Here is a 23,161-nt window from a genome sequence, read left to right as displayed (position 1 = left end):
AGAAGATTGCGGATTATACAGCTAGGATCGCTTTTAGCTTATCAGACCTCATAGTAGTCAGTTAGTTGGAGAAAGCATGGATAAGGTACTTATACGGCAATTACGCATTGATACTGTGATTGGTGTCTATGAGTGGGAAAAGACAATCCATCAGAGCCTGTTATTAGACTTAGACATGGCGTGGGATAATAAACCTGCCGCAGCGACGGATGATTATCAATATGCGCTGTGCTATGAGACAGTTTCCAATCGATTAACCCAACTTGTTACTGAGCATCCAATCGAGTTAATCGAAACGGTTGCCGAGCGAGTGGCCGATTGCCTACTTCAAGAATTTAACGTGACTTGGGTGAAAGTTGTCGTGATGAAGCCAGGCGCGGTAGCAACTGCAGCTTCGGTTGGCGTCGAGATTGAACGTTCACGTTAGATGAGTACTTGATCAACTGCGCTATTGATTGAGAAATAGTGTTTATCTTCAGATAAATCGGACATTAGCATGGCACGTATTTATATCAGTCTGGGTAGCAATATCGAGCCTGAACAGCATCTGCAAGCAGGATTAACATCGCTGCGAGCGTGTTTCGGGCCGCTGCGCCTCTCTTCTATGTATGAAAGTGAAGCGGTAGGTTTTAGTGGCACTAATTTTTTGAATATGGTTGCTAGCGCTGAAACGGATCTTAATATAGCGGCGGTAGTTGCACAGTTTAAGCAAATCGAGCAGAATCACGGCCGGCTTGCCGGGGCGAAGAAATTTAGCCCAAGAACCTTAGATTTAGACCTGCTGCTTTATGACCATGTGGTATGCCAAACGCCTGTTGTGCTGCCCCGTGCTGAGATAGTCAATAATGCCTTTGTGTTATGGCCATTAGCCGAGTTAGCGCCGGAATTGATTCATCCCGTGGTAGACAAAAGCTATGCACGTTTGTGGCAAGAGTATGACAAAGATTCACAGCGACTTTGGCCTGTGACGTTTGAATGGCCCCCAGGGCTGACGTTTTAATTTATTGATAGGATTGTCATGGATACGTTTCAGGTCATTATTTTAGCGCTTATTCAAGGGCTAACCGAGTTTTTACCTATTTCTAGTTCTGCCCACTTAATTTTACCCGCACAGCTTTTAGGCTGGGAAGATCAAGGTTTATCCTTCGATGTGGCGGTGAATACCGGTTCGTTATTTGCTGTGGTAATTTATTTCAGACACGAGTTATGGACTATGTTTAATGCTTGGATTGCGAGCATTTTCAGAGGTCAACAATCCGAAGACAGCAAGCTGGCGTGGTGGATTATTCTGGCGACCTTGCCAGCGGTGTTTTTTGGTTTTCTGGCAAAGGATTTTATCGCGACTCACCTACGTAATGCTGAGGTCATCGCGGTCACTACCGTCGTATTTGGTTTATTGTTGTGGTGGGCCGATAAGATGTCGCGCCGCGATTTAACGGTTTATCAGACGGGCTGGCGTAAAGCCTTGTTAATTGGTTTCGCGCAGGCATTGGCCTTGATCCCGGGGACTTCGCGCTCTGGTGCCACTATGACAGCGGCGCTAATGTTAGGCTTAAGTCGTGATGCAGCGGCCCGCTTTTCATTCTTAATGTCAGTTCCTGTGAGTTTAGGTGCGGCGATTTTAGTGGGTAAAGATCTGGCGAAAAGTGAGCTTCCGATTGATTATCAAGCGTTAATCCTAGGAACTCTGATTTCGTTTGTAGCCGCTTATGCCTGTATTCATTACTTCTTAAAAATCATCAGCCGCATGGGAATGACCCCGTTTGTGATCTATCGTTTAGCACTCGGTGCAGTCTTGTGTGGATTTATCTTCTTCTAGCCACGCGAGTTTGGTCATCATAGTGAGATAATAAATAATAGAATCGGGTCATGTACCCGATTTTTGTTTTTGGAGCTTCCTCATTTTCTGAAGCTTAACTTATTTTTGGAGCTTTATATGGGTCTCGAATATCAATGTCCAACCTGCGGACTTGCGTTAAAACAACACAAAGCCTCCCAAGGTTTTTATTGTGTCAATAAGCATCACTTCGATCGGAATGAGCAAGGCTATTGGGTTTTTACTAAACCACAACGCCAAAAGCCGACGGGTGATTCGCGCGAGCAAGTTAGAGCTAAGCGTTTTCTGCTCGAATCAGGCATCTTTTCGCCTTTGATCGATAAACTGGCTGAGATAATCACTGGATCTATCAAGCCTGATGCTTGTTTATTGGATTATGAATGCGCTGAGGGCTTCTTCTTGCGTGCTTTAGCTTCCAAGCTGGCTGAGGTCGAAAATCCGCTAAACGTCCAGTACGTGGGCGTAGCGGACGCAGAAAATGCTATTTTTGCTGCAGCGAAGGCGCAGACTCCTGGGATCTTGTGTTTAAGCTCTTCTAAGAAATTACCCTTTATCGATAATTGTGTGGATTTTATTACTGTTATTGATCGGCCGTTAAAGGGAAAAGAGTCTGTTAGGATATTGAAAGATGATGGGACCATGTTACTGGTTATGAATGGGCCACGACACCTATGGCAACTCAGGGAATATATTTATTCTGACTTAGTAGAAAAACCTTTCAAAGTGAATTTGCCCTCTGCATTATCGGTAAAAGACACTCAGGCATTGAGCTTCACTTTATCAGTTACCGGTGAGCAAGCATTAACGCTATTGGATATGGCGCCTTATGCGTGGCGGGCAAATGACAAGATGAAGCACGATATTCAAGCTAATCATTTTGAGTCGCTGGAAATTGACTATGTATTAGTCTTAGCACATAAACGTGTAAGTGAGTTGCTATAGGTTAAAACCTGCAGTTGATGCGGTTAATTTTAAACCAATTCATAGGCTTGGCTCGATGGTTTTGAGATGTCTAATAAGGCAGTTTTACTCAAGTCTATGATTCTGTTTGACGTTTTTATGTTGTTTTTATGTTGGATGGGCTGAAGGTGTTATTATTTTTAACTTTAGGCCTATTTGTTCTGTGACAAATACAACTTTCTTATTGCCTTTGTTTCCCATGTAGCCTCGATTTTTGTCAATAGTTCTTCTTTAGAGGAGCCGTATTATTCTTTTATAAAAAACATTTTTTAAGATAAGCGAGACTGACCTTTAAGAATGCTTAAAAGTTTTAATGAGAAGCTTAGATAAATAACGAAGGTTTTAATTAAAAGATGAATGGGATCCGTTTATAAAGGCGCATACGAACGTTAACTTTTTTAAGGGGATTGGGGGTAGGCTTTAAAGATGCGTTTGGAAATTTAAAGTCAATTTAGCGCTTTTGTATTAGTGGACTGACAATCTAGAGTACCAATGTATTGAATGACAGGTATAAAAAAAGGCTTAGATTGATGTGCTTATCGCTTTCATCTTTCTTAAGCCTTTTGTCTTAACTTACTAAATAGTAAGCTAAATTACCTTTCATTACTTCTTGTAACGAGAAGCAACGTTATCTAAACGGTCGTTTGCGCGTTTAGCTTCTGCTTGTGCGTCCATAGATGCTGCTTTTGCATCTTTAACGTCTGCAGACAGTTTGCTTTGCTCTGATTTCAGAGAACCAACATCAGCTGACAATTGATCAACTTTGTTGCCCAGAGTTGCAACGCTTTCTTCCAGAGCAGTAGTGTTCGCGCAACCACCTAGTAGGGCAGTCATTGCTAAACCAGCAATCATCAGTACTTTTTTGTTCATTGTAAAAAATCCCTTAAAATAGGTTGGATTTGAATGTTTCGTTACTTTGTAAGCGAAACTGCCTAATTATGACATAGCTATTTTAATTTGCTACGAATATTAATGTGTTTAACCACTATAGGCATATAAATTTTTTTTAAAAGCTTTTTTTATATGTTATATCGCCATTTCTAATCGTAAAGGAGGCTATTTTTCACTATAAAGTGATGCGGCACTTACAAAGTCTTTACAAATTATCGTCCATCCTTCCCCAGTGTAGTTTGCACTTTTTGCTTAAACTGACTGACGGCTTCAATTCGCCGTAAATTTAATGCCTGCTTTATCTCTGCGCCTTGGAAACCTGCGGCAATGATAGCGGCGATATCGACATTATTGGCGGCAAGGAAGCATTGAGATAAATACTCGCCTTGAGGATAAGTAGTGTTTTCAAATCCTGTGCGGCCACGCATATCGGCGGTGCAAGTTAATATAAGTTGTGTTAAGCGCTCTGGCTTACGCCAAAAGTCAGCTTTATCGAATATTTTTACGATAGTTTCGGCTCTAAGCTCGAAGGCCTGATGGACGTTCTGATGTTGGTCACTGACCAGTAACGCCAGATCGCGCGTTTCGTTCGGCACTCGTAAACGTGCACAGAGTGCTTTTATCAGTGGCAAGCCCTTTTGGCCGTGACCGTGATGTTTAGGTAAATGCTCTTTTGGGCTGAGGGCTTTTCCTAAATCATGTACGAGAGCGGCAAACCGAACGCTTTTGTCCTCTGTCAGAAGCGCAGCTTGGGCGAGGACCATTAATGTATGCACGCCTGTATCTATTTCAGGATGCCATTTCTCAGGTTGAGGGACGCCAAATAAGGCAAATATCTCGGGAAAGAGCACTTCAAGGGCGCCACATTGGTGCAGGACCTCAAAAAAGATCTCTGGATGAGGTCCGCCTAAACTTTTATCGACTTCTTGCCAGACTCGCTCTGCTGTTAACGCGTTAAGTTCATCGCTTGCGCTAATTTGGCGCATTAGTGCCAGAGTTTCTGCGGCAATGTGAAATCCTAAGGCATGAAACCTTGCGGCAAAACGGGCGACACGCAATACACGAAGTGGATCTTCAACGAAAGCATCCGATACATGGCGCAATAGGCGCGCGTTAATATCCTCAATGCCATTAAAAGGATCGTATAAGTTGCCCTTTTCATCTTGGGCGATAGCATTGATGGTCAGATCTCGGCGTAACAAGTCTTGTTCTAGAGTCACATCGGGACTGGCATGGCAGCTAAAACCACCATAACCTAGTCCAATTTTTCGTTCTGTTCGGGCTAACGCATATTCTTGTTGGTTTTTAGGATGCAGAAATACTGGGAAATCTTTACCGACTTGACGGTATCCCAGTTGCAACATTTGTTCTGGAGTCGCACCAACGACGAGGTAATCTTTGTCCTTGATAGGGAGATTGAGCAGGCTGTCACGCACAGCACCGCCAACGAGAAATATTTTCACAGGCAAGATTCGGCTAATGTGTCATAAACATAGCTTATCATGCCCATTAAGGTGATAGATAAAGTCGTCGCGAGATATTTGCGCACTGATGTGTCACATTGATGTTGCGGATATTTTGACAATAACATTGGGACGCTTTAACGTGGGGCGTTATTTTTAAATTAGGATGATTGGTGGTATGTACAAGGCCTTTTACGGACTCAGCGATAACCCTTTTTCGATTGCACCCAATCCCCATTATTTGTTTTTGAGTGATAGGCATAGAGAGGCGTTGGCCCATTTAACCTACGGGTTGGGGGAAACGGGCGGCTTTGTGTTGCTAACAGGGGAAGTTGGCACGGGTAAAACGACGGTATCTCGCTGTTTACTTGGGCAATTGCCCGATAATACCGACACTGCATTTATCCTTAATCCGTCGCTAACAGAGCTCGAGTTGCTCGCCACGCTTTGCGATGAACTTAAGATTGCCTACGGAGATAATCCCACACTCAAGCAGTTGACCGATCACTTGAGTCGGTTTTTATTGGATAATCACAGCAAAGGCCGAAATACCGTGCTCATCATCGATGAAGCGCAGCATTTACGCCCTGAGGTGCTGGAGCAACTGCGTCTTCTGACTAATCTTGAAACGGACACTAAGAAGTTATTGCAGGTGATTTTAATCGGTCAGCCAGAATTACAGCTGTTATTGAAGCGCCAAGAGCTGCGCCAGTTAGCCCAGCGGATCACCGCTCGCTACCATTTATTACCGCTAAATGAAGATGAAATCGCCCTCTATGTGTTGCATCGTTTGCAAGTCGCGGGACGATTTGAGCCTTTGTTTACCCGCAAGGCTGTTAAGGAGTTGCAGAAGTACAGTGGCGGCATCCCTCGATTAATTAACCTCTTATGTGAACGCTCGCTGATGGCGGGCTATGCGCAATCTCGGGTGCCTATCGATCATCATATGGTGCGACAAGCTGCGGCTGAAGTATTAGGTGAAGAAGAGCCGACTCAGAATCGATATCTTTGGCCGACAGCGACCGCAGCGGCGTTATTTGTCGCTTTTGGTGTTTCCTATTGGCTATTTACCGATAAGCCTGTCAATGCCGCGTCAGCGTCTAGTAGGGGTCTTGAGTCTACGCCAACAAATGTTGCTCCTTTAAACATGCAAACTTTGAGCGCGACCGAAGAAACGAGTAAGTTCGTGCAACCCGCTGATCAGCAAAACAATCAGACGACTCAGTCGTCTATTCCAGATCCTAGCCAGCGTTTACTTAATGATGCGATTAATCAGAGTCGTGATATCGATACCGCCTTTGCGGGTTTGTTTAGCGTGTGGGGCAAAGTACCCTATAAAGGCTTAACCGCCTGTCAGTCTGCGGTTGAGCAAGGATTGTCTTGTTATCAGCAGCAAGGTAACTGGATGTCACTGACTCGGCTTAATTATCCGGCTGTGGTGTATTTGGTTGATGACAACCAACAGGATTTTTATGGCGCTGTGATTGCGGTGGATGGTGAGCAGTTACTGATGCAGTTAGGTGAACAACAACTTTGGGTTGATAGAGCTTGGTTCAATCAACATTTCAGTGGCACCTTCGAAATTTTATGGCAAGCCCCTAATTTGCCTATGATGGATATCAGTCAAAAATCGAGTCCAGGTCAACTGCAGTGGTTAGAGAATGCCTTGGCCCATGTGAATAATCGCAATGCTCGCAGGGTCAATCAATTCGATGTGCAGCTGGAAAACGATCTTAAAAGCTTCCAGAGTCAGCATGGCTTAAAAGCCGATGGTATTGCCGGAAATCAGACATTAGTGAGATTAAATTTGTATTTAAGTCAGCAAGGTCCACGTTTAACCGATAATGGGGTGCGCAGCTGATGTCCATTTTACTCGATGCCGTGACCCGCAATAAACAACAGCAACAATCTCCTTTACCCGATGCTGTGATGACGCCAAGGGCGAATTACCCTCAGCCACGTAAATCAGGCGTGCCGATAGGCAAACTGTCTTTACTTGTCGTCGCAGTCGCCGCCGGAATTGGCGTCGCTTGGGGATTAAGTGTGTGGGACCAAACTCGTCATATTTCAACCGAACAAACTTCAACTCACAATGTGGCGGTGACAAAGGTATTGCCACCAACTGCATCTTCATTAGCCGTAGCGACAGCGGCTAAAAATGCGCTTCAGACTGTCTCGATAGAAACGGTTACTCAGCCGCAACCAGAGGGCAGTGCTACAGCAGGTGTTCGACTCGCAGGAAAAGTGGCGCTGCCTCGGGCACAGACTTTGCCTGAGTTTACTTCCTTATCGCAATATCAGGGCGGGGCGCTAGCAAACTCGCCTCAAGCTTCTAGCGCGAATATGAACAGCAATGCAGCTCAAAGTTACAATGTTACTAACAGCAATGCTGCTCAAAACAGTGACCCTAGCTATAGTGATTCCAGCTACGGGGACTATATGGCAACGTCTGCCCAAGTGGATGCGGCAAGTCGTGAAGTTGCCTCTATGCCTGCGGACACGCAAACACAGCAAACTATGATGTTAGGTGCTAATGCCAATGAGTCGGGTCTTGCGAGCTTGGAGGCGCTGCGTCAGCAAGTGAGTGCGGCGGCGGAAGATGTCGGTTTAGAGACCAACAAAAGTCGCGATGAAGATAAGTTAGTGGCTTCCTTTCAAAATGCGTTAAAGGATGTGGAATACACCAATGCGGCGGAGACAAATGTCACTGAAGCAAAATTAGATCCTATTCCTAAAACGGCTGCAGATGATATCCCCAAATACGGTCAACTACCTGCTGGGCTGCAATTACAAGTGCCTGAATTTAATATTGTCGCCCATGTTTATTCCAGCGATCCGACCCAAAGGTGGCTGAATGTGGACGGTGCAGAGTTACAGGAAGGGGATATGATTGCGGGTAAGCTGAAGATTATCTCTATTCGTCCGCGGGACATAGTGTTAGATATTCAAGGTACCCAGTTTAAAGTACCTGCAATCTAACCAGGTTATACGAAATTGACTCTGGCACTATGAGCAATGCTTGCGGTTATTTGTGCTAGCCATAGCTAAAGAGTAAAAATGAAAAAGGCGCCCTAGGCGCCTTTTTTGATCTTAATGAATCTCTACTTAATTATACAGTCTGTAGGCTAAGAATAAGGTCAATGCGTAACCGACGCTGTAGCAAAGGAAAAGTGCTGGAACGTATTTCAAATAACTCACAAACGTTAGCTCTTTTACTTTACTCATGGCCACAATACCCGATGCTGAACCGATAATCAGCAGTGAACCACCCACGCCGACGCTATAGGTCAAGCCAAGCCATTCAGGAGTATTTAGCACTGGGCTTGCTTTTAACAATGCCGCTGTTAATGGCACGTTATCAATCAAGGCTGAGCCGATACCTGTGACGAAGTTAGAGATGTTTGGATTAAACATAGTATAAGCTTCGGTCAGCATGTCTAAGGTGCCGATTTCTTTAAGCATACCCACGAGCAGTAAAATACCTAAGAAGAACAACAGGGTGTCGTATTCTACTTGGCGAATATACTCAAGGATTTTGATTTCTTCTTTATCGCTACGCGTGGTGTGGCCAATCAAGAACATGATTGACAGACCCGTTAGGAAGGTCAGCACTGGCGGGATACCGAACAATATGTTCAGTAACATGGTCATTAAAATCGTGCAGAAGAACACGAGGGCAATCATGACATCAACGGTTTGATAGGTGTGTTTGATTGGGGTCGTGCTCACCACGCCTTCGGCTTTGAGTGAGAACAGGGTTGCCAACAAAATCACGCTCACGGCCGATGGGATAAACAACATCAGCAGTTCGGACATATGCACATGGCCGCCTAAGAAGATCATCAATGTTGTCACATCGCCGGTGATCAAAGCGACACCGCCTGAGTTCACTGCGAAGATAATCAACACTGCCATTCTGCGGCGCATTTGTTTGTCGAGTTTAAAGGTGGTTAATAAACCTAATGACACTAACGTCGCAGTGACGTTATCACAAAATGCCGAGAGCACGAGTGCAAACAGGGCAACTTGGATCATCAACATGCGCACCGACACTTTCTGCGGGAACAGCTTTTGCACCATGATTTGGATCATGCCTTTAGCGTTCAAATACGCGACGAAGGTCATGGTCGACATCAGAAAGAGCCAGAGTGTGGCAATTTCGAGCAAATTTTCATTGAGTTGATGGGCAACGAGTTTCTCGTGGGCCGGTTCTCCAGCAGCCATAAACAGCGCTACCCAAGAAATACAGCCAAAGAATAAGGTGGTTTTTGCTTTATTAAGGTGGGTCACTTCTTCGAAAATAATACTGAGCAATGCGAGCACGGCCAGTATGATGAGAAAGGTATTTAACATAACTGCAATTCCAACTGCTGTTTTAATGTCGTAGGGCGACTTGAGTCAACCTAAAGATTGAGCATATCAAGGCTGAATTAAGCCAGCCGTGTTAGCGCGTGCGGATCAGAACATAATGGGCTAAAGAACGCAACTGTTAGCTGTGACTCAATTTGCTGCTGCTTTGTGATGTTGATCTCATGCTTTTTGGTAGTAAACTGGTTTTATATATCGCAAGATTTATATTTATCAGTTTTATTAACTGTATTGTTTGATTTGATTACTAGGTTAAAAGTGAGATCTACGATTAAAGTCTAAGCAGTCAGTTTGTCGATCCTTCAATTAATTTTTGTTCAGCAAGATATTCATGAATGCTGCGGCCTGAGTAGTGTTGCTTTTCCACACTTTCCTTTGTTATTGACCTCTAATGGCTTAATGGATTAGCGTGTCACAAAAATGTCTTTGCCAAAATCTTGACTGGATACAAAGTGAGCGCTATCTTGTGGCTGTTTTCTTATCTAGGCACAGTATGTTGTGTTAACACCGGATGTTGTGTTTTTGGAGTAGAGGTAAATGACATTTGTTATTCGGAGCCTTTTGCTTTTGGGCTCAGTGGTTTGGTTAACGTATTCTGGCAAGCAGCTAATAGCGCTGGGCGTGATGAGTCAGCCTGAGCTCGCCATTGAGCATATCAATTTGACCATACAGTTCGTTGTAGCGGCGATCATATTTAAATCGGCTTTAGGTTCTAAAAAGTCTGATAGCTACTAACGACAAACAAAGCAAACTGGATCATAAAGCTAGCTAAATCTCAGTAAAACCAAGGGACGCTATTGCGTCCCTTGGTTATTTTTAAGGTGTAGCAACCCTAAAATCTAGGCTTAGCTTGCCGCTTTCATGCTAGCCAATACGCGATCTGCCGCTTCTAAGGTTAAGCGCATCTCTTCTTCGCCATGGGCCATTGACAGGAAGCCAGCTTCATAGGCACTTGGTGCTAAGTAAACACCTTCATCTAGCATGCCGTGGTAGAAAATACGGAACTGTTCGATGTTGCATTGGGTCACTTGATCGAAACGAGTGATCTTGGGTTGTTCCGTGAAGAAGAAACCGAACATGCCACCAACATAGTTGATCGCCATTGGAATACCGTGCTTATCCGCAGCCGCTTTAAAGCCTTCTGCAATACGTTTGGTTTTCGCGCTCAGCGCTTCGTACAGACCTTCTTCACACAGGGCCTCCATTTGTGCCAGACCCGCTGACATCGCAATGGGGTTACCCGATAACGTACCCGCTTGGTAAACCGGACCCGTAGGGGCGATAAATTGCATCACATCTTTACGGCCGCCGAAAGCCCCCACTGGCATACCGCCACCAATCACTTTACCAAGTGTGGTTAAGTCTGGTGTGACGCCGTAGTAACCTTGAGCGCCACTTAGTGATACGCGAAAACCTGTCATCACTTCATCGATGATCAACAGCGCGCCAAACTCATCACACATATCACGCAGGCCTTGAAGGAAACCTGGGACAGGTGGAATGCAGTTCATGTTGCCAGCAACGGGCTCTATGATGATGCAAGAAATGTCAGTTGGATACTGCTCAAACAGGGTTCTTACAGAATCTAAGTCGTTATACACAGCCGTTAAGGTGTGCTTGGCGAAATCTTCTGGAATACCGGGTGAGCTAGGTTGACCTAACGTTAACGCGCCAGAACCGGCTTTCACTAACAGGCAATCTGCGTGGCCGTGGTAGCAGCCTTCAAATTTTAAGATCTTGTCACGATTGGTAAAACCGCGTGCCAAACGGATAGCACTCATAGTGGCTTCCGTGCCTGAACTCACCATGCGTACTTGCTCGATAGAAGGCACCATAGAGATGACTTTTTCGGCCATTTGCACTTCAAGCTCAGTTGGCGCACCAAAAGATAAGCCATTTTCTACTGCTGCTAATACAGCTGCACGGATTTTAGGATGGTTGTGGCCGAGGATCATCGGGCCCCAAGAACCGACATAGTCGATATAAGCTTTACCATCGGCATCGTAAATATAAGCGCCGTTAGCTTTTTCAATAAACAGGGGCGAACCGCCTACACCATTAAATGCACGAACCGGAGAGTTAACGCCGCCGGGGATGGTTTTTTTAGCCTGTTCAAATAGCGCTTCGGAACGGGTCATGTTTAGTCCTTAAAGTCTGTAGCCAATTAGCGATCGGCTTTACGTGAATACCAATTAACCGGACACTCATATTTTTCGAGTTGATGATCAACGCCGAGTGTCAATGCAAACAAAGCCATGCGAATTAACAGCCCATTATCTGCCTGTCTGAAGATGGCGAGATTGGGATGGCTGTTCAAATCATTATCTAACTCATTGGCTTGCGCGCGTGAATCCCTTGGAAGCGGATGCATAATGACAGTGTTAGATTTGCAATGCTGAGTGTAAATACTGCGATTTAAGCGGAACTTGCCGCGATACTTATTCGCTTCTTCCTGTGAAGGGAAGCGCTCTTCCTGAATGCGAGTGAGATACAGAATATCTGCTTTATCTAAATGGCCTTCAAGCTGGTCGGTTATTTTGATGCTATGGCCAGCATTTTCAATGTCGGAGATCACATAATCAGGCATCGCTAATTCAGCAGGTGAAATCAGTGTGAAACTGATGTTCTTATACATGCAGAGTAAGCGTGATAGTGAATGCACTGTACGGCCAAATTTTAAGTCGCCGACCATAGCGATGTGCATGCCATCGATACCGCGGCCAGCACACTTGAGTTCTTTTTGGATAGTGTATAAATCGAGTAGAGCTTGGGTCGGATGCTCGTTCGAACCATCGCCGCCGTTGATCACAGGGACGCGGCTACCTTCAGCAAACTCTTTTACTGAATAAGAGTCAGGATGGCGCATGGCAATCACATCAGAATAAGTAGATAACACCCGCGCCGTATCGTACAGGGACTCACCCTTAGATAAAGACGATGACGCCATACCTGTGGTTTCACGCACATGGCCGCCGAGCAAGTTAAAGGCACAGCCAAAACTCACGCGGGTACGGGTACTAGGTTCGAAAAACAGGTTACCTAAAATGGCACCATCGAGCACATTATTGCGCTTCTCTCGAAGTGCATAGGGCATCATGCGGCTAGCGACATTAAAAATAGTTTGGATTGAGTCAAGATCTAACTGGTTTACGGAGAGGATATGGGATCCTTCGAACTGATTCATCAGCCTGTTTTCCAATTTGCTAGGGGGCATTTTAAGCTGCGGTATCGCGCTTATCTGCCCTGATGTTATGTAGGGTGGCTGAGGCGCGATTGTAGCAGAAGCACTGGGGCAACGAAATAGCCACATTGCCACTGTGTTAGATTTTTGCGATGAAGCCCAAAGCTTTTAATCTGCCGCCTCAGGTTTGGCATCAATATAAGATTCTGCATCACTATCAGATTTTAAATTGATATCAGGTTTTAAATCGATGTCATTAATTGGCACTAGGCTTGGCCTAAGCGAATTTCCTGTTGCAGGTTCGACCAACTGATCACCCCGACCACGTTATCGGGCGTATCTTGATAGATAAACACCTCACCGCTGCGCTTGGGTGACAAGAGCAAATAGGCTTCATTGAGCGTAGTGCTGTCGCTTAAGCCTTGCATGGGATGGCGCGATAGCGTGGTACTGTCATCGTAGGATTGCATTTCAAGGCTGAGCATTTCGATAACGCCATCGGCGTTACGCACTAACACAGGGCGACCTTCGGCGCGTTTTAGCACTTCGAGTAACAATTCATCGTTGTTATTGACGATAACAAAGCGTTTATCCATCAAGGCTCGCACACCTTTTTTCTGCAGGGCTAAATTTACTGGTGCAACTTTATAGCCTAGCCCCATGATTTCTAATTGTTTAAAGAAAATAGAGTTAGTCTTAAAACCTTGATAGGCAATCAAAAAGGCTGGAATAGTCACAAACATCGCTGGCAGGATAATACTGGCATCATTGGTCATTTCTAGCAGGGCGACTAATGCCGCCAGCGGCGCGCTTAAACACACGCCCATCATGGCTGTCATGCCGATCACAGTGTAAAGCCCTACATAAGGGGCGATTGACGGGAATAAGATGGCGCTGATCAGCGCCAAAATCGCGCCTAGCAGCGCGCCGATACCATAGAGTGGACCAATCAAACCACCTGGAATACCTAAGCCAATCGCCGCAATAGTGGCAATGATTTTGGCAAATAACAGGGCGATTAACAGCAACAGGCTTGGATGTTGGCTAATGGCTTCGCTAATGGCGAGATCGCCCGTGCCAAGGGCTTGCGGTAATACTAGACCGATTAGCGTGGTCACGCTGCCCGCCAATAATAGTCGGTAAATCAGTGGCCAGTTTTGTCCCGTCGCGGTGACTTTTAAGAGTGAGTAATTAAACAGCGCCGCAGCGCAGCCTAATACCACGCCGCCGATGGCGAGAATAGGGTAGTGATCTAAGGGAATGTGGATCACTTGAATACGGTCAAATTCGTGCACATTACCAAACACTAATTGGCTTGAAACCGCGCCACAAATTGCGGAGAGCATAATCGGGAAGAAGTAATGGACTTTATATTCGCGGACAATCACTTCGAGAACAAAAATCACTGCCGCCAAGGGCGCGTTAAAGGTCGCGGCAATCCCTGCGGCAATGCCACTGGCGCACATAATGCGCACACTGTTATCGGGAAGATTGAATTTTTCGGCGAGAAAGCTGGCACTGACAGCACCCAGATGAATGGCTGGACCTTCACGGCCGACGGAGAAATTTGTGCCGAGGGCGAATAATGCTTGAAAAAATTGCCCTACGGCAGATTGCAACGGAATTTTACCGTAGTGCAGTTTAACTCTATGTAACACATAGGCTATTCCCATGCGCTTATAACGTTTGGAGCCCAGCTTAGCCACAATCCAAATTAATATTGCGCCTAAAAGTGGTAACAGGGCTCGCCAGTCGGCGACGTTCCCCGTAAAATCCAGCGCCTGTATTTGGGTGTAATGATTGGCCCAAACGAGCAAGAGTCGAAACAGTAAGATCACGCAGGATGCGAAAATGGCAAACAGCAGTGCCAGTATGCACAGTTGCGCACTGATCCTCGCTTGGGATAAATGGTCACGTAGCTCATTGGTTAAATACTTTTTGGCTGTGACTATGGCATGTTGAATAGCGACTTTATTTATCGTTAATTGCACTGCATTGGCCTGAGTTGTATTGTATCGAACTCGTTCTTGAGTTGATTGTATTTTATATAAGGGGCTGTTACCTAATGCCAAATTATCATCGTTGGCTAGATCGGCTGCAAGTGATGGATCTCAAGTATCGTCCATCTTCAGTGTATTTATCGCTTTTAGTGTTAGTTTCTATTCTTTTTGGGGCTTGGATAAGTTTTCTGCTACTAAGCAGTGATGAGCCCGTGGTTAAACACATCAGCAGCAAAGCCCAACGTTTGAGTGCTGAATTAGAAACACAGACCCAATTGCTAGCGACCCGAAATTTAGAGCTGTCCGTCGAGCGTGAGGCTAACGCCCAAATGCAAGATATGTTTGGCCAGCAGATGAAAAAGCAAAAAGAATTGGAACATGAGCTGGCGTTTTACCGTAGCATTATGACACCGGATGATAATGCCGAAGGTGTCGCCATCCACGAACTTGAAATGACGCCGGGCGTTTTAGCTGATGAGTATAATCTCAAACTGGTATTAACTCAGCTGCAAAAGCGCAAGCAAGCGATTCAAGGTCGAGTCGAATTGACATTAATTGGCGTGCAGGAGGGTAAATCCGTTAGCTTGAGTGTGAACAAACTCACGGGTTCTAAGTTGGAATTTGATTTTCGCTATTTTCAGGTCATAGATACCAAGGTCACTGTTCCTGCAGGTTTTAGTTTACAGCAAGTGAAAGTCAAAGTGCTTGTGCCTTCGAGCCGCTGGACCAAGAATTCGCAGACAGAACATGTCTATAGTGCCCCTGAGTTATTACAGGGTGAAAAAGAACCACGGGTAATACTTGAACAAAACAGTCAGGTAAAGGATAATTTGCCCCAGAAAACTGATGTAAGAGGTAGTAATGACTGATCAAGCTGATACAGCAATGCCAATCCAATTTACCGATGCGGCAGCCGCTAAGGTGAAAGGTTTGCTGGAAGAAGAGCAAAATCCTGCACTTAAGCTACGAGTCTATGTGACTGGTGGTGGTTGTTCTGGATTTCAGTACGGCTTTACCTTTGATGAAAAGGTCAATGACGGCGATTTTACGATAGAAAAACAAGGCGTCCTCTTAGTTGTCGATCCTATGAGCCTACAATATTTAGTCGGTGGTGAAGTGGATTACACTTCAGGACTCGAAGGTTCTCGCTTCTTTGTGAAAAACCCTAACGCAACCACAACTTGTGGCTGTGGTGCCAGTTTCTCTGTGTAAAGAGTTTCTCTATAAAGACTGCTCACTTAGCGCCTTTAAGGTGTGAAGTGAGAGCAAAAAAGCCGTCGCAATGACGGCTTTTTGTTGGGCAAAATTCAGTATGCCACGAACTTAACTCATGATGTTCAGGTTAAGCTTAGGTTTAAACCACGCCTTTACCTTTTTATCAAAAGCGACCCAGACTTGCAGTAATGACAAGATGATTAACGCGATAAAAATCACATAGTCAGGCAGTTTGCCCTGCCATTCACCTAAATGCACCGTCGTCGGGCCTACCACTAAATTGCCGGGATCGTACATGATCACTGGCAGCATGCTAATCAAGCCAAGCTGCACGACTGTGTAGCCACGCAGCATGATAAGCGCCGCCTTTTGTCGACCAATAATGGCAATCACCATCAAGAGTGTCAGTAGACAAAATAACACGCCTTGTTTAGCGACTAAGCCGCTCACGGACGCAACAACATACACTAGCAGCAGGGCAATCAGTCGTTTGGGTAAACGTGAACTCACGGCCGCGTCAGCCTTAGGTGTCGGTATAGCCGATTCTTGCTCGCTCATAGACATTCTCGCTTAGCGATTGAGATTAATGGCTTTGCTTAGGTGCTAATCGTTGATCTAACTCATAAGGTGGGATAACCACACCTAAATCATCTAATACTGGGAACACGGCAACGAACAGGTCGTCATCTTCCATGCCTGGCACCCATCTTTCGTGAAATTCATCGAATGGGATCGCTAATGTTTGGCAATCGCTCCATTCATCCACAGCCCAAGATTCAGCCGCTTCTTCGGTTGGCCACATTGGAATGCAATCTTCTTCTTCAGTGGTCAGCATTACGCAACCGTCTTGGTCTTGTAATGTCCAAAGAACTTTATGTTCTTTGACTTGCTCAACGAGGTAATCGTAACGGGCTTCTGGTGTCATTGCTGCTGTCTCAGCGAGGGTTTTAACAGTCTTGCTCATGAAAAATATCTCTTTTGCTTGAATAGGGCGAAGCCTGTTGTGTCTCTAATGTAAAAACCTAGGGCACAGCAAATTCACCAGTTGGCTAAATGGTAACATTAGAGCGGGATTAGAAAAAGAACAACAGCGCCAAGAGGGCGCTGTTGTGTTAGATCTTGGGTGTTTATTCTGCCGGGCGGAAGTAGCGATAGATAAAGCCTGCCAAAATGGCGCCGACAATCGGGGCTACCCAGAATAACCAGAGCTGCGATACCGCCCAGTCACCGACAAACAACGCAGGACCTGTACTGCGAGCAGGATTTACCGAAGTATTGGACACTGGAATACTGATAAGGTGGATCAAGGTTAAGCCTAGACCTATGGCAATCGGGGCAAACCCTTTTGGCGCGCGTTCATCGGTGGCACCTAAAATAATGATCAAAAAGAACAGTGTCATAACGATTTCGCAAATCATGACCGACAGCATGCTGTAGCCACCCGGTGAATGTTCACCAAAACCGTTAGAGGCAAATCCACCCGCAAGTGAAAATCCTTCCTGACCAGAAGCAATAAGATACAAGATACCCGCGCCTGCAATCCCGCCCGCGACTTGGGCTATGATATAGGGCAATAATTCTGCCGCTGGAAAACGTCCGCCAGCCCAAAGGCCGAATGACACCGCTGGGTTAAGGTGGCAACCTGAAATATGGCCAATCGCAAAGGCCATAGTGAGAACTGTTAAGCCAAATGCGAGCGCGACACCGAGTAAGCCTATGCCCACCTCGGGAAATGCAGCGGCAATTACCGCACTGCCACAGCCTCCAAGGACTAACCATAAGGTGCCAAGAAATTCCGCCGCCATTTTTTGTGACATATTCATTGATTGATTTCCTATTATGTTAAAGACACTTGTTTGTCAACGAGTGCGTCTTTATTCCTTATTTACCTGTCTATTGGCGGATTTTGTCTGAGTGAGCAAAATCGCGCGCGTGACATGAGTTCCCTTAACAGCAGTTTTTTGTCGAACGCTTGTGAGGCAATGACCAAGTGTTTGAGTTGTTTTAGAGCAATATTCAGCATCAGTTTCAATATAGTGAGATTTGATTAAGCTTCAGTGACGGAGTTGTTTACTCACACTCTGTTGCTACCACTATCTGTCATTAATAATAGATGGCTTTAAATGGGTTGCTGATTTTCTTGATTAATTTAGGCAGGAAGAGGAGAAATCGATACGTTGAGGCGTAAATACAGCAAGAGCTTCATGTAGAAGCTCTTGTTTAGGTTATCGCTTGATATTTTGAGAAGGCAAATTACTTAGCGCTAAATCTTCCACCGAGTACAGCTTCGCGGGAGGCGCCTGTGACAGCAGGGAGGTTGGCGGGTAAGCCTAAGTGGTTACGCATGGCGAGCCACGCGAAGGCGATGCCTTCGGCCCACTTAGGGTCGACGCCAAGGGCCGAGGTAGTATCCAGCTTATAACCTGGTAATAAGGCGGCAAGACGTTGCATCAGTTGGCCGTTGAACGCGCCACCACCACAGACGAACAATTCCCCTTCATTGGATAGTTTAATAATGTCTTGGGCTATGCTGTGGCAGGTTAAATCCAATAACGTCGATTGGATATCTTCTTCATCTAAATGATTAAAAGGCGATAATTGCTGTTCTAACCAAGCTTGGTTAAATAGCTCTCGCCCAGTGCTTTTAGGGTAAGCAAGGGAGAAATACGGGTGCGAAAGCAGTTGCGTTAACAGGCCTTGGTCGGTTTTGCCCGATGCCGCCCATTCGCCATCTCTATCGAAGGGCTCACTTTTCACCTGCTGGATCCAAGCATCTATCAAGGTATTGCCAGGTCCCGTGTCGAAGCCCAGCACTTGGTCACTGTTGCCCGGTAAATAAGTAATGTTGGCTATGCCGCCAATATTTAAAATGATGCGTTTCTTGCCAACTTCAGCAAAAGTCTGCTGGTGGAATGCGGGCACTAAGGGCGCGCCTTGGCCACCTAGGGCAATATCTTTACGGCGAAAATCGGCAATCACATCAATACCGGTTTCAGTTGCTATAGTGTTTGGATCGCCAATTTGCAGGGTAAAACCCACTTCAAGGTTTGGCATGTGGCGCACGGTTTGGCCGTGGCTTCCAACGGCGATAACCTCTTCTTTGGCAATGGCGCATTTGGTCAGCAGGTTATTGACTGCTAAGGCAAACAGTTCACCCACATTACGGTCTAAACGGCCGAGGCGGTTAATTTCATCTGTACTGGGTAAGCAAAGGCGCTGTAGGCCTTTGAGCAAATGGCTCGGTATGGCTTCGGTATGGCTGGCGATAAGCTGCGGCTGCGTGCCTGAAAAGTCGACCAATACGGCATCGACACCGTCCATGCTGGTGCCTGACATAAGTCCAATATAATAAGCGTTTTTCATTGGGAGGAATCCGTCCGTCGTTATTGCATTGCCAATTGCGTTTGCTTGTTTTGCGAAAGTGTAGTCATCAATTGCTGACTAAGTGCATCGAATTGATTTTTTTCTTTTCTCGCAATCGATTCGGCTTTAGGTAGCGTTATGGTTCTTGGGTTGCGGTGGACGCCATTGACGATAAATTCGTAATGTAAATGTGCACCCGTGACGCGCCCCGTTTTACCTAAAGTACCTATGATTTGCCCTTGCTTAACGCTGGCTCCTTTGCTGACGTTGCGCTTAGTGAGGTGAAGATATTTGGTGGTATAGGTATCGTTGTGTTTGATAAACACATAGTTACCGTTGAATTGATTGTAGCCCGCCTCTATGACGCGTCCGCTACCCGCCGCTTTAATGGGTGTGCCAATGGCGGCGACGTAGTCCACACCACGATGGGCTTTGACTTGGCCCGTTACTGGATGCAAACGTCTTGGATTGAAGTTTGAGCTGACATATTTAAAATCGACTGGTGAGCGCAAGAAGGCTTTACGCATGCTAGTGCCATTCTCGGAATAATAGTTACCGTCGGTATAGCGAATGGCAGTATAGCGCTCATCTTGGTTAACAAATTCTGCGGCTAAGATATTGCCGTTACGCAAAAATTCACCATCGGCATATTCTTGCTCATAAATAATGGCAAAGCTGTCGCCTTCGCGTAAATCTAAGGCGAAGTCGATGTCCCAGCCAAATACGGTCGATAATTGCATGATCTGATTTGCACTCATACCTGCATCGACGGCGGCGTTCCAGAAGTTGCTCTTAATCTTAGCACTGGTGAAATGGCTGCGAATTTCCACATCCTTCTCAGAGATTTTTTCTTGGTATTGCTCTTGATTCTTAGTAATTACTAAGGTTGAAATTGCATTGACGCGATAACGCACTTCGGTCAAATCACCATTTATATCTTTCGAAATCACGATTTCTTCGCCCGGCATAATCTTAAGTAAATTTTGCTTGGCTAAGGGGAGTTGGGTGATCTCATACACGTCTTTACTGGTTAATCCTGCGCGATCAAATACTGCGGCTAAGGTGTCACCGTTTTTCACGTTAAAATGTTCGACGTCCCTGTGATGGGCACTTTCGAGGGATTCTGTCGCTGGATTATTAGCATCACCCGCGGCAAGCGCGTCGGTTGATGCTAATTGCGCAGCATTGGTGGGCGCATTGTCTGTTTGGCCCTCTAATAACTCTGGACGTTCAGGCGAGCGAAACGCTAAAGGCACATCATAACGGGTGTTGATTTGAGCTTGGTCATCAATGCTAGTGGTTTGTCTTGAAGCTTGCGCTTCTTCAGAAGGGAGTAGCATGGTTATCATAGTGATAACTGAAAGAATGCTGAGGAGAATTTGATGCTTTTTAGGCAACAATTTAAATAACGTTATAACCTTTCCCATTGACGCCGATACCGATAACCAGAGACTTAAATAATCCCGTTAGTGTACACACTTTCAATTGTGGTGGCTAACAAGTAACATAAGTCTCTTCATTTTATGATCATGGCCTTAGGAGTCCCTGCCGAGATGGCTGATTTAGACCAAGTATTAGCAGAAATTAGACGTGGTACCGATGAGATTTTACTCGAAGCGGATCTGCTTGAAAAACTCAAAGAAGGACGTCCACTCCGTATTAAGTTGGGCGCCGATCCTACCGCTCCGGACATCCATCTTGGACACACAGTAATCTTAAATAAATTAAGGTTATTCCAAGAGTTAGGTCATGAAGTCATTTTCTTGATCGGTGACTTTACCGGTATGGTGGGTGATCCAAGCGGAAAAAACAGTACGCGTCCACCGTTAACCCGTGAGCAAGTATTAGCGAACGCGGAAACCTATAAAGAACAGGTTTATAAGATACTTGATCCGGTTAAAACCCGTATCGAATTTAACTCAAGCTGGTTAGAGCCATTGGGCGCAGCGGGAATGATCCGCCTTGCTTCGAAGCAAACTGTGGCTCGTATGATGGAGCGCGATGACTTTAAGAAGCGCTATGCCTCGGGTCAATCTATTGCGATTCATGAGTTTATGTATCCGCTGCTGCAAGGTTACGACTCAGTTGCGCTGCAGGCCGATGTTGAGCTGGGTGGTACAGATCAAAAGTTCAACCTGTTAATGGGCCGTGAACTGCAAAAAGCGGAAGGCCAAAAGCCACAAGCTGTGATCATGATGCCGCTGCTCGAAGGTTTAGACGGCGTGAAGAAAATGTCTAAATCGGCACACAACTATATTGGCGTGAGCGAACCTGCTAATGAAATGTTTGGCAAGCTGATGTCGATTTCGGACGATTTAATGTGGCGCTACTTTGAGCTGTTGTCATTCCGCCCACTGGCTGAAATTGAGCAGTTTAAGCAAGATGTGGCAAATGGGTCTAACCCACGCGACATTAAAATTGCCTTGGCGAAGGAAATCATCTCACGTTTCCACGATGAAGCGTCTGCAGAAAGCGCGCATCAAGCTTTTGTTGACCGTGCTAAGGGCATGATCCCTGACGATATCGAAGAAATCGAGTTAGTGGCGGGTGAAGGTATTGCGATTGCAAATCTGTTGAAAGATGCTGATTTAGTAGCATCGACTTCAGAAGCGATGCGGATGATCAAGCAAGGCGCGGTGAAGATGGACGGCGAAAAGCTAGACGATAGCCGTATGACTTTGTCTGCTGGTACTGTTGCGGTATTCCAAGTCGGTAAACGTAAGTTTGCCAAAGTGACTTTGGTTTAAGCCATTGTCTGTTAAATGAAAAGTCGTTAATCGAACAAAAAGAGCGCCTTAGGGCGCTCTTTTTTTTAAATCTGTTTCCCCCTGCAGATTAAGGCGCTGTGTTGGCTTCATGCTCGGCGATATTACATCTGTCTGTGCCAAAGTGTTGCCCATCGCTGCATTTCCACGCCAGTTGCGCCGAACTTACCTGCCATTGTTTTGCATTCTGCTTTAAGGAAATAATCAACAGCATTTGTGGATGTTGCTTGGAGAGCTCGCTCACCTGATAGGTCAAAATGCTGTCTTTATTGGTTTGGGTCCGCACTAAGGTAAATTTGTTGCCTGCGTATTGGCTGCTGATCTGACTTGGGTCTTCCGACCAAGGTTGATGTTGCGCCTGAGCGACACGCAGCTGCTGATTAAAATGACTGACGGGCTGAACGGCGTAGGATACGATAATGGGCTGTAAGGCCTGTGCTTTGGGTGCCAGCATTAAGCCATTAAGGGCGAGTAGGGCTATCAATCCAAAAAACTTCATACAAACCTCATTGAAACGAAACGACTCAGTCAACCTAGCTAAGGTGAAATACGCAGTGGTATTGACTCATTGTTAGTTTCGACCCGTTTTTAGGGATCAAGTTTCAAAGACGGGGAAATTTTGTGACTACTGCATCGCTAATTGATCAGACATGGTCTGGTAATCGATAAGATCCACATGCTCAGTCACCCTATGGTTGAGCATATCGAGTTTAAGGCTAGTGACGCCAGGAATAGCGATGTCGATGATTTTGCCAGGTTTGCCGAATTGCTCGCCCGGCCCTTTGAAGTGATAGTTACCTATCATTACTACCAAAGAGCCAGCGTTATACATATGTTCTATGTTGAAGTCGTACTCGAGTACGCCCTCATGGGCGCGCTCGAGAAAGTCGATGATGAAGCGGCCGCCGGTGTATTTACGGTTAGCGGTTTTGTCGAAGAAGATACTGTCGCGGTTATAGAATTTTCGTAGTGTCTTATAGTCGTGTTCGGTTAGTGCATTCATATACTTTACGGCTAACAGCTGTTCTTGCGGCATTTCACCTGAGTTGGCTTGCGCCGCTGCAGGATTGAGGGCTGGAACAAAAATGAGGCACAAAATAAGACACAATATTCGCAAA

23 protein-coding genes are annotated in these 23,161 nt (G+C 45.7%); 10 read left to right on the top strand and 13 right to left on the bottom strand.

The features are described 5' to 3' along the window. The first annotated feature begins 76 nt into the window (after nucleotides 1–76). The 4 genes from folB (at nucleotide 77) to NE536_RS04485 (ending at nucleotide 2,779) form a co-directional block, all read left to right on the top strand. On the top strand, nucleotides 77–427 hold the full coding sequence (gene folB, locus NE536_RS04500) for a dihydroneopterin aldolase (RefSeq protein ID WP_006085037.1): 351 nt from the start codon (nucleotides 77–79) through the stop codon (nucleotides 425–427). Between the two features lie 69 nt (nucleotides 428–496). After that, a complete protein-coding gene (gene folK / locus NE536_RS04495) occupies nucleotides 497–1,000 on the top strand; it encodes a 2-amino-4-hydroxy-6-hydroxymethyldihydropteridine diphosphokinase (protein WP_259524484.1) in 504 nt (167 codons plus the stop codon). 18 nt (nucleotides 1,001–1,018) lie between these two features. Beyond that, nucleotides 1,019–1,819, top strand: coding sequence for an undecaprenyl-diphosphate phosphatase (locus NE536_RS04490; RefSeq protein ID WP_006080730.1), 801 nt, complete (start codon nucleotides 1,019–1,021; stop codon nucleotides 1,817–1,819). Nucleotides 1,820–1,936: 117 nt separating this feature from the next. Beyond that, on the top strand, nucleotides 1,937–2,779 hold the full coding sequence (locus tag NE536_RS04485) for a putative RNA methyltransferase (RefSeq protein ID WP_261271920.1): 843 nt from the start codon (nucleotides 1,937–1,939) through the stop codon (nucleotides 2,777–2,779). Between the two features lie 621 nt (nucleotides 2,780–3,400). On the opposite strand, the gene NE536_RS04480 is transcribed toward NE536_RS04485, so the two are convergent. Both NE536_RS04480 and NE536_RS04475 read right to left on the bottom strand, forming a co-directional pair. Then, a complete protein-coding gene (locus NE536_RS04480) occupies nucleotides 3,401–3,667 on the bottom strand; it encodes an Lpp/OprI family alanine-zipper lipoprotein (RefSeq protein WP_006080732.1) in 267 nt (88 codons plus the stop codon). Nucleotides 3,668–3,900: 233 nt separating this feature from the next. Continuing rightward, complete coding sequence (locus NE536_RS04475) at nucleotides 3,901–5,151, bottom strand: multifunctional CCA addition/repair protein (protein WP_106651786.1); 1,251 nt, start codon at nucleotides 5,149–5,151, stop codon at nucleotides 3,901–3,903. A 178-nt stretch (nucleotides 5,152–5,329) separates the two neighbouring features. Between NE536_RS04475 and NE536_RS04470 the strand changes: the two genes are divergently transcribed. Both NE536_RS04470 and NE536_RS04465 read left to right on the top strand, forming a co-directional pair. Next, nucleotides 5,330–7,012, top strand: a complete 1,683-nt coding sequence (locus NE536_RS04470) for an ExeA family protein (RefSeq protein WP_261271912.1) — start codon at nucleotides 5,330–5,332, stop codon at nucleotides 7,010–7,012. Further along, the gene (locus tag NE536_RS04465; RefSeq protein WP_261271911.1) at nucleotides 7,012–8,130 is read left to right on the top strand and encodes a general secretion pathway protein GspB; all 1,119 of its coding nucleotides are present in this window, start codon (nucleotides 7,012–7,014) and stop codon (nucleotides 8,128–8,130) included. The genes NE536_RS04470 and NE536_RS04465 overlap by 1 nt, the downstream gene beginning before the upstream one ends. 126 nt (nucleotides 8,131–8,256) lie before the next feature. Here the strand turns inward: NE536_RS04465 and nhaD are convergent, their stop codons facing one another. Continuing rightward, a complete protein-coding gene (nhaD, locus tag NE536_RS04460; RefSeq protein WP_220777543.1) occupies nucleotides 8,257–9,504 on the bottom strand; it encodes a sodium:proton antiporter NhaD in 1,248 nt (415 codons plus the stop codon). 552 nt (nucleotides 9,505–10,056) lie between these two features. Here nhaD and NE536_RS04455 point away from each other — a divergent pair. Next, nucleotides 10,057–10,254 (top strand): hypothetical protein, encoded by a 198-nt coding sequence (locus NE536_RS04455; protein ID WP_220592311.1) that lies wholly within the window; start codon nucleotides 10,057–10,059, stop codon nucleotides 10,252–10,254. A gap of 110 nt (nucleotides 10,255–10,364) precedes the next feature. Here the strand turns inward: NE536_RS04455 and hemL are convergent, their stop codons facing one another. From hemL to NE536_RS04440, 3 genes are all read right to left on the bottom strand, one after another. Next, a complete protein-coding gene (gene hemL / locus NE536_RS04450; protein ID WP_261271910.1) occupies nucleotides 10,365–11,657 on the bottom strand; it encodes a glutamate-1-semialdehyde 2,1-aminomutase in 1,293 nt (430 codons plus the stop codon). A 26-nt stretch (nucleotides 11,658–11,683) separates the two neighbouring features. After that, nucleotides 11,684–12,703 (bottom strand): aspartate carbamoyltransferase, encoded by a 1,020-nt coding sequence (locus NE536_RS04445; protein ID WP_006080739.1) that lies wholly within the window; start codon nucleotides 12,701–12,703, stop codon nucleotides 11,684–11,686. 263 nt (nucleotides 12,704–12,966) lie between these two features. Further along, nucleotides 12,967–14,691, bottom strand: a complete 1,725-nt coding sequence (locus NE536_RS04440; protein WP_006080740.1) for a chloride channel protein — start codon at nucleotides 14,689–14,691, stop codon at nucleotides 12,967–12,969. 74 nt (nucleotides 14,692–14,765) lie between these two features. Here NE536_RS04440 and NE536_RS04435 point away from each other — a divergent pair, with 74 nt between their 5' ends. Together NE536_RS04435 and erpA are read left to right on the top strand one after the other, a co-directional pair. Further along, nucleotides 14,766–15,569 carry a DUF6776 family protein gene (locus tag NE536_RS04435; protein WP_261271909.1) on the top strand — a complete coding sequence of 268 codons (804 nt, stop codon included), beginning with the start codon at nucleotides 14,766–14,768 and terminating at the stop codon, nucleotides 15,567–15,569. Continuing rightward, nucleotides 15,562–15,912 carry an iron-sulfur cluster insertion protein ErpA gene (erpA, locus tag NE536_RS04430; RefSeq protein ID WP_006080742.1) on the top strand — a complete coding sequence of 117 codons (351 nt, stop codon included), beginning with the start codon at nucleotides 15,562–15,564 and terminating at the stop codon, nucleotides 15,910–15,912. Before NE536_RS04435 ends, erpA begins: the two co-directional genes overlap by 8 nt. A 111-nt stretch (nucleotides 15,913–16,023) precedes the next feature. Here erpA and NE536_RS04425 read toward each other — a convergent pair whose 3' ends face one another. The 5 genes from NE536_RS04425 to NE536_RS04405 form a co-directional block, all read right to left on the bottom strand. Next, nucleotides 16,024–16,473, bottom strand: coding sequence for a hypothetical protein (locus NE536_RS04425; RefSeq protein WP_006080743.1), 450 nt, complete (start codon nucleotides 16,471–16,473; stop codon nucleotides 16,024–16,026). A gap of 25 nt (nucleotides 16,474–16,498) precedes the next feature. Next, on the bottom strand, nucleotides 16,499–16,879 hold the full coding sequence (locus NE536_RS04420) for a DUF2750 domain-containing protein (RefSeq protein WP_006080744.1): 381 nt from the start codon (nucleotides 16,877–16,879) through the stop codon (nucleotides 16,499–16,501). A 163-nt stretch (nucleotides 16,880–17,042) separates the two neighbouring features. Further along, nucleotides 17,043–17,738 carry an aquaporin Z gene (gene aqpZ, locus NE536_RS04415; RefSeq protein ID WP_261271908.1) on the bottom strand — a complete coding sequence of 232 codons (696 nt, stop codon included), beginning with the start codon at nucleotides 17,736–17,738 and terminating at the stop codon, nucleotides 17,043–17,045. Between the two features lie 430 nt (nucleotides 17,739–18,168). After that, nucleotides 18,169–19,278, bottom strand: coding sequence for an anhydro-N-acetylmuramic acid kinase (locus tag NE536_RS04410; protein ID WP_261271907.1), 1,110 nt, complete (start codon nucleotides 19,276–19,278; stop codon nucleotides 18,169–18,171). A 20-nt stretch (nucleotides 19,279–19,298) separates the two neighbouring features. Then, on the bottom strand, nucleotides 19,299–20,705 hold the full coding sequence (locus NE536_RS04405; RefSeq protein WP_261271906.1) for a peptidoglycan DD-metalloendopeptidase family protein: 1,407 nt from the start codon (nucleotides 20,703–20,705) through the stop codon (nucleotides 19,299–19,301). A 126-nt stretch (nucleotides 20,706–20,831) separates the two neighbouring features. On the opposite strand from NE536_RS04405, the gene tyrS reads away from it, so the two are divergent. After that, on the top strand, nucleotides 20,832–22,025 hold the full coding sequence (gene tyrS / locus NE536_RS04400; RefSeq protein ID WP_261271905.1) for a tyrosine--tRNA ligase: 1,194 nt from the start codon (nucleotides 20,832–20,834) through the stop codon (nucleotides 22,023–22,025). A gap of 88 nt (nucleotides 22,026–22,113) precedes the next feature. Here the strand turns inward: tyrS and NE536_RS04395 are convergent, their stop codons facing one another. Next, the gene (locus NE536_RS04395) at nucleotides 22,114–22,542 is read right to left on the bottom strand and encodes a hypothetical protein (protein WP_012088588.1); all 429 of its coding nucleotides are present in this window, start codon (nucleotides 22,540–22,542) and stop codon (nucleotides 22,114–22,116) included. 126 nt (nucleotides 22,543–22,668) lie between these two features. Further along, nucleotides 22,669–23,160, bottom strand: coding sequence for a nuclear transport factor 2 family protein (locus tag NE536_RS04390; RefSeq protein WP_012088589.1), 492 nt, complete (start codon nucleotides 23,158–23,160; stop codon nucleotides 22,669–22,671). Nucleotide 23,161 lies beyond the last annotated feature (1 nt).

This window comes from Shewanella septentrionalis (assembly GCF_025370265.1).
In the GTDB taxonomy this organism is placed as follows: Bacteria; Pseudomonadota; Gammaproteobacteria; order Enterobacterales; family Shewanellaceae; genus Shewanella; species Shewanella hafniensis.
Note: the sequence above shows the minus strand (reverse complement) of the source record. Positions and strands in the feature narration are given on the sequence as shown.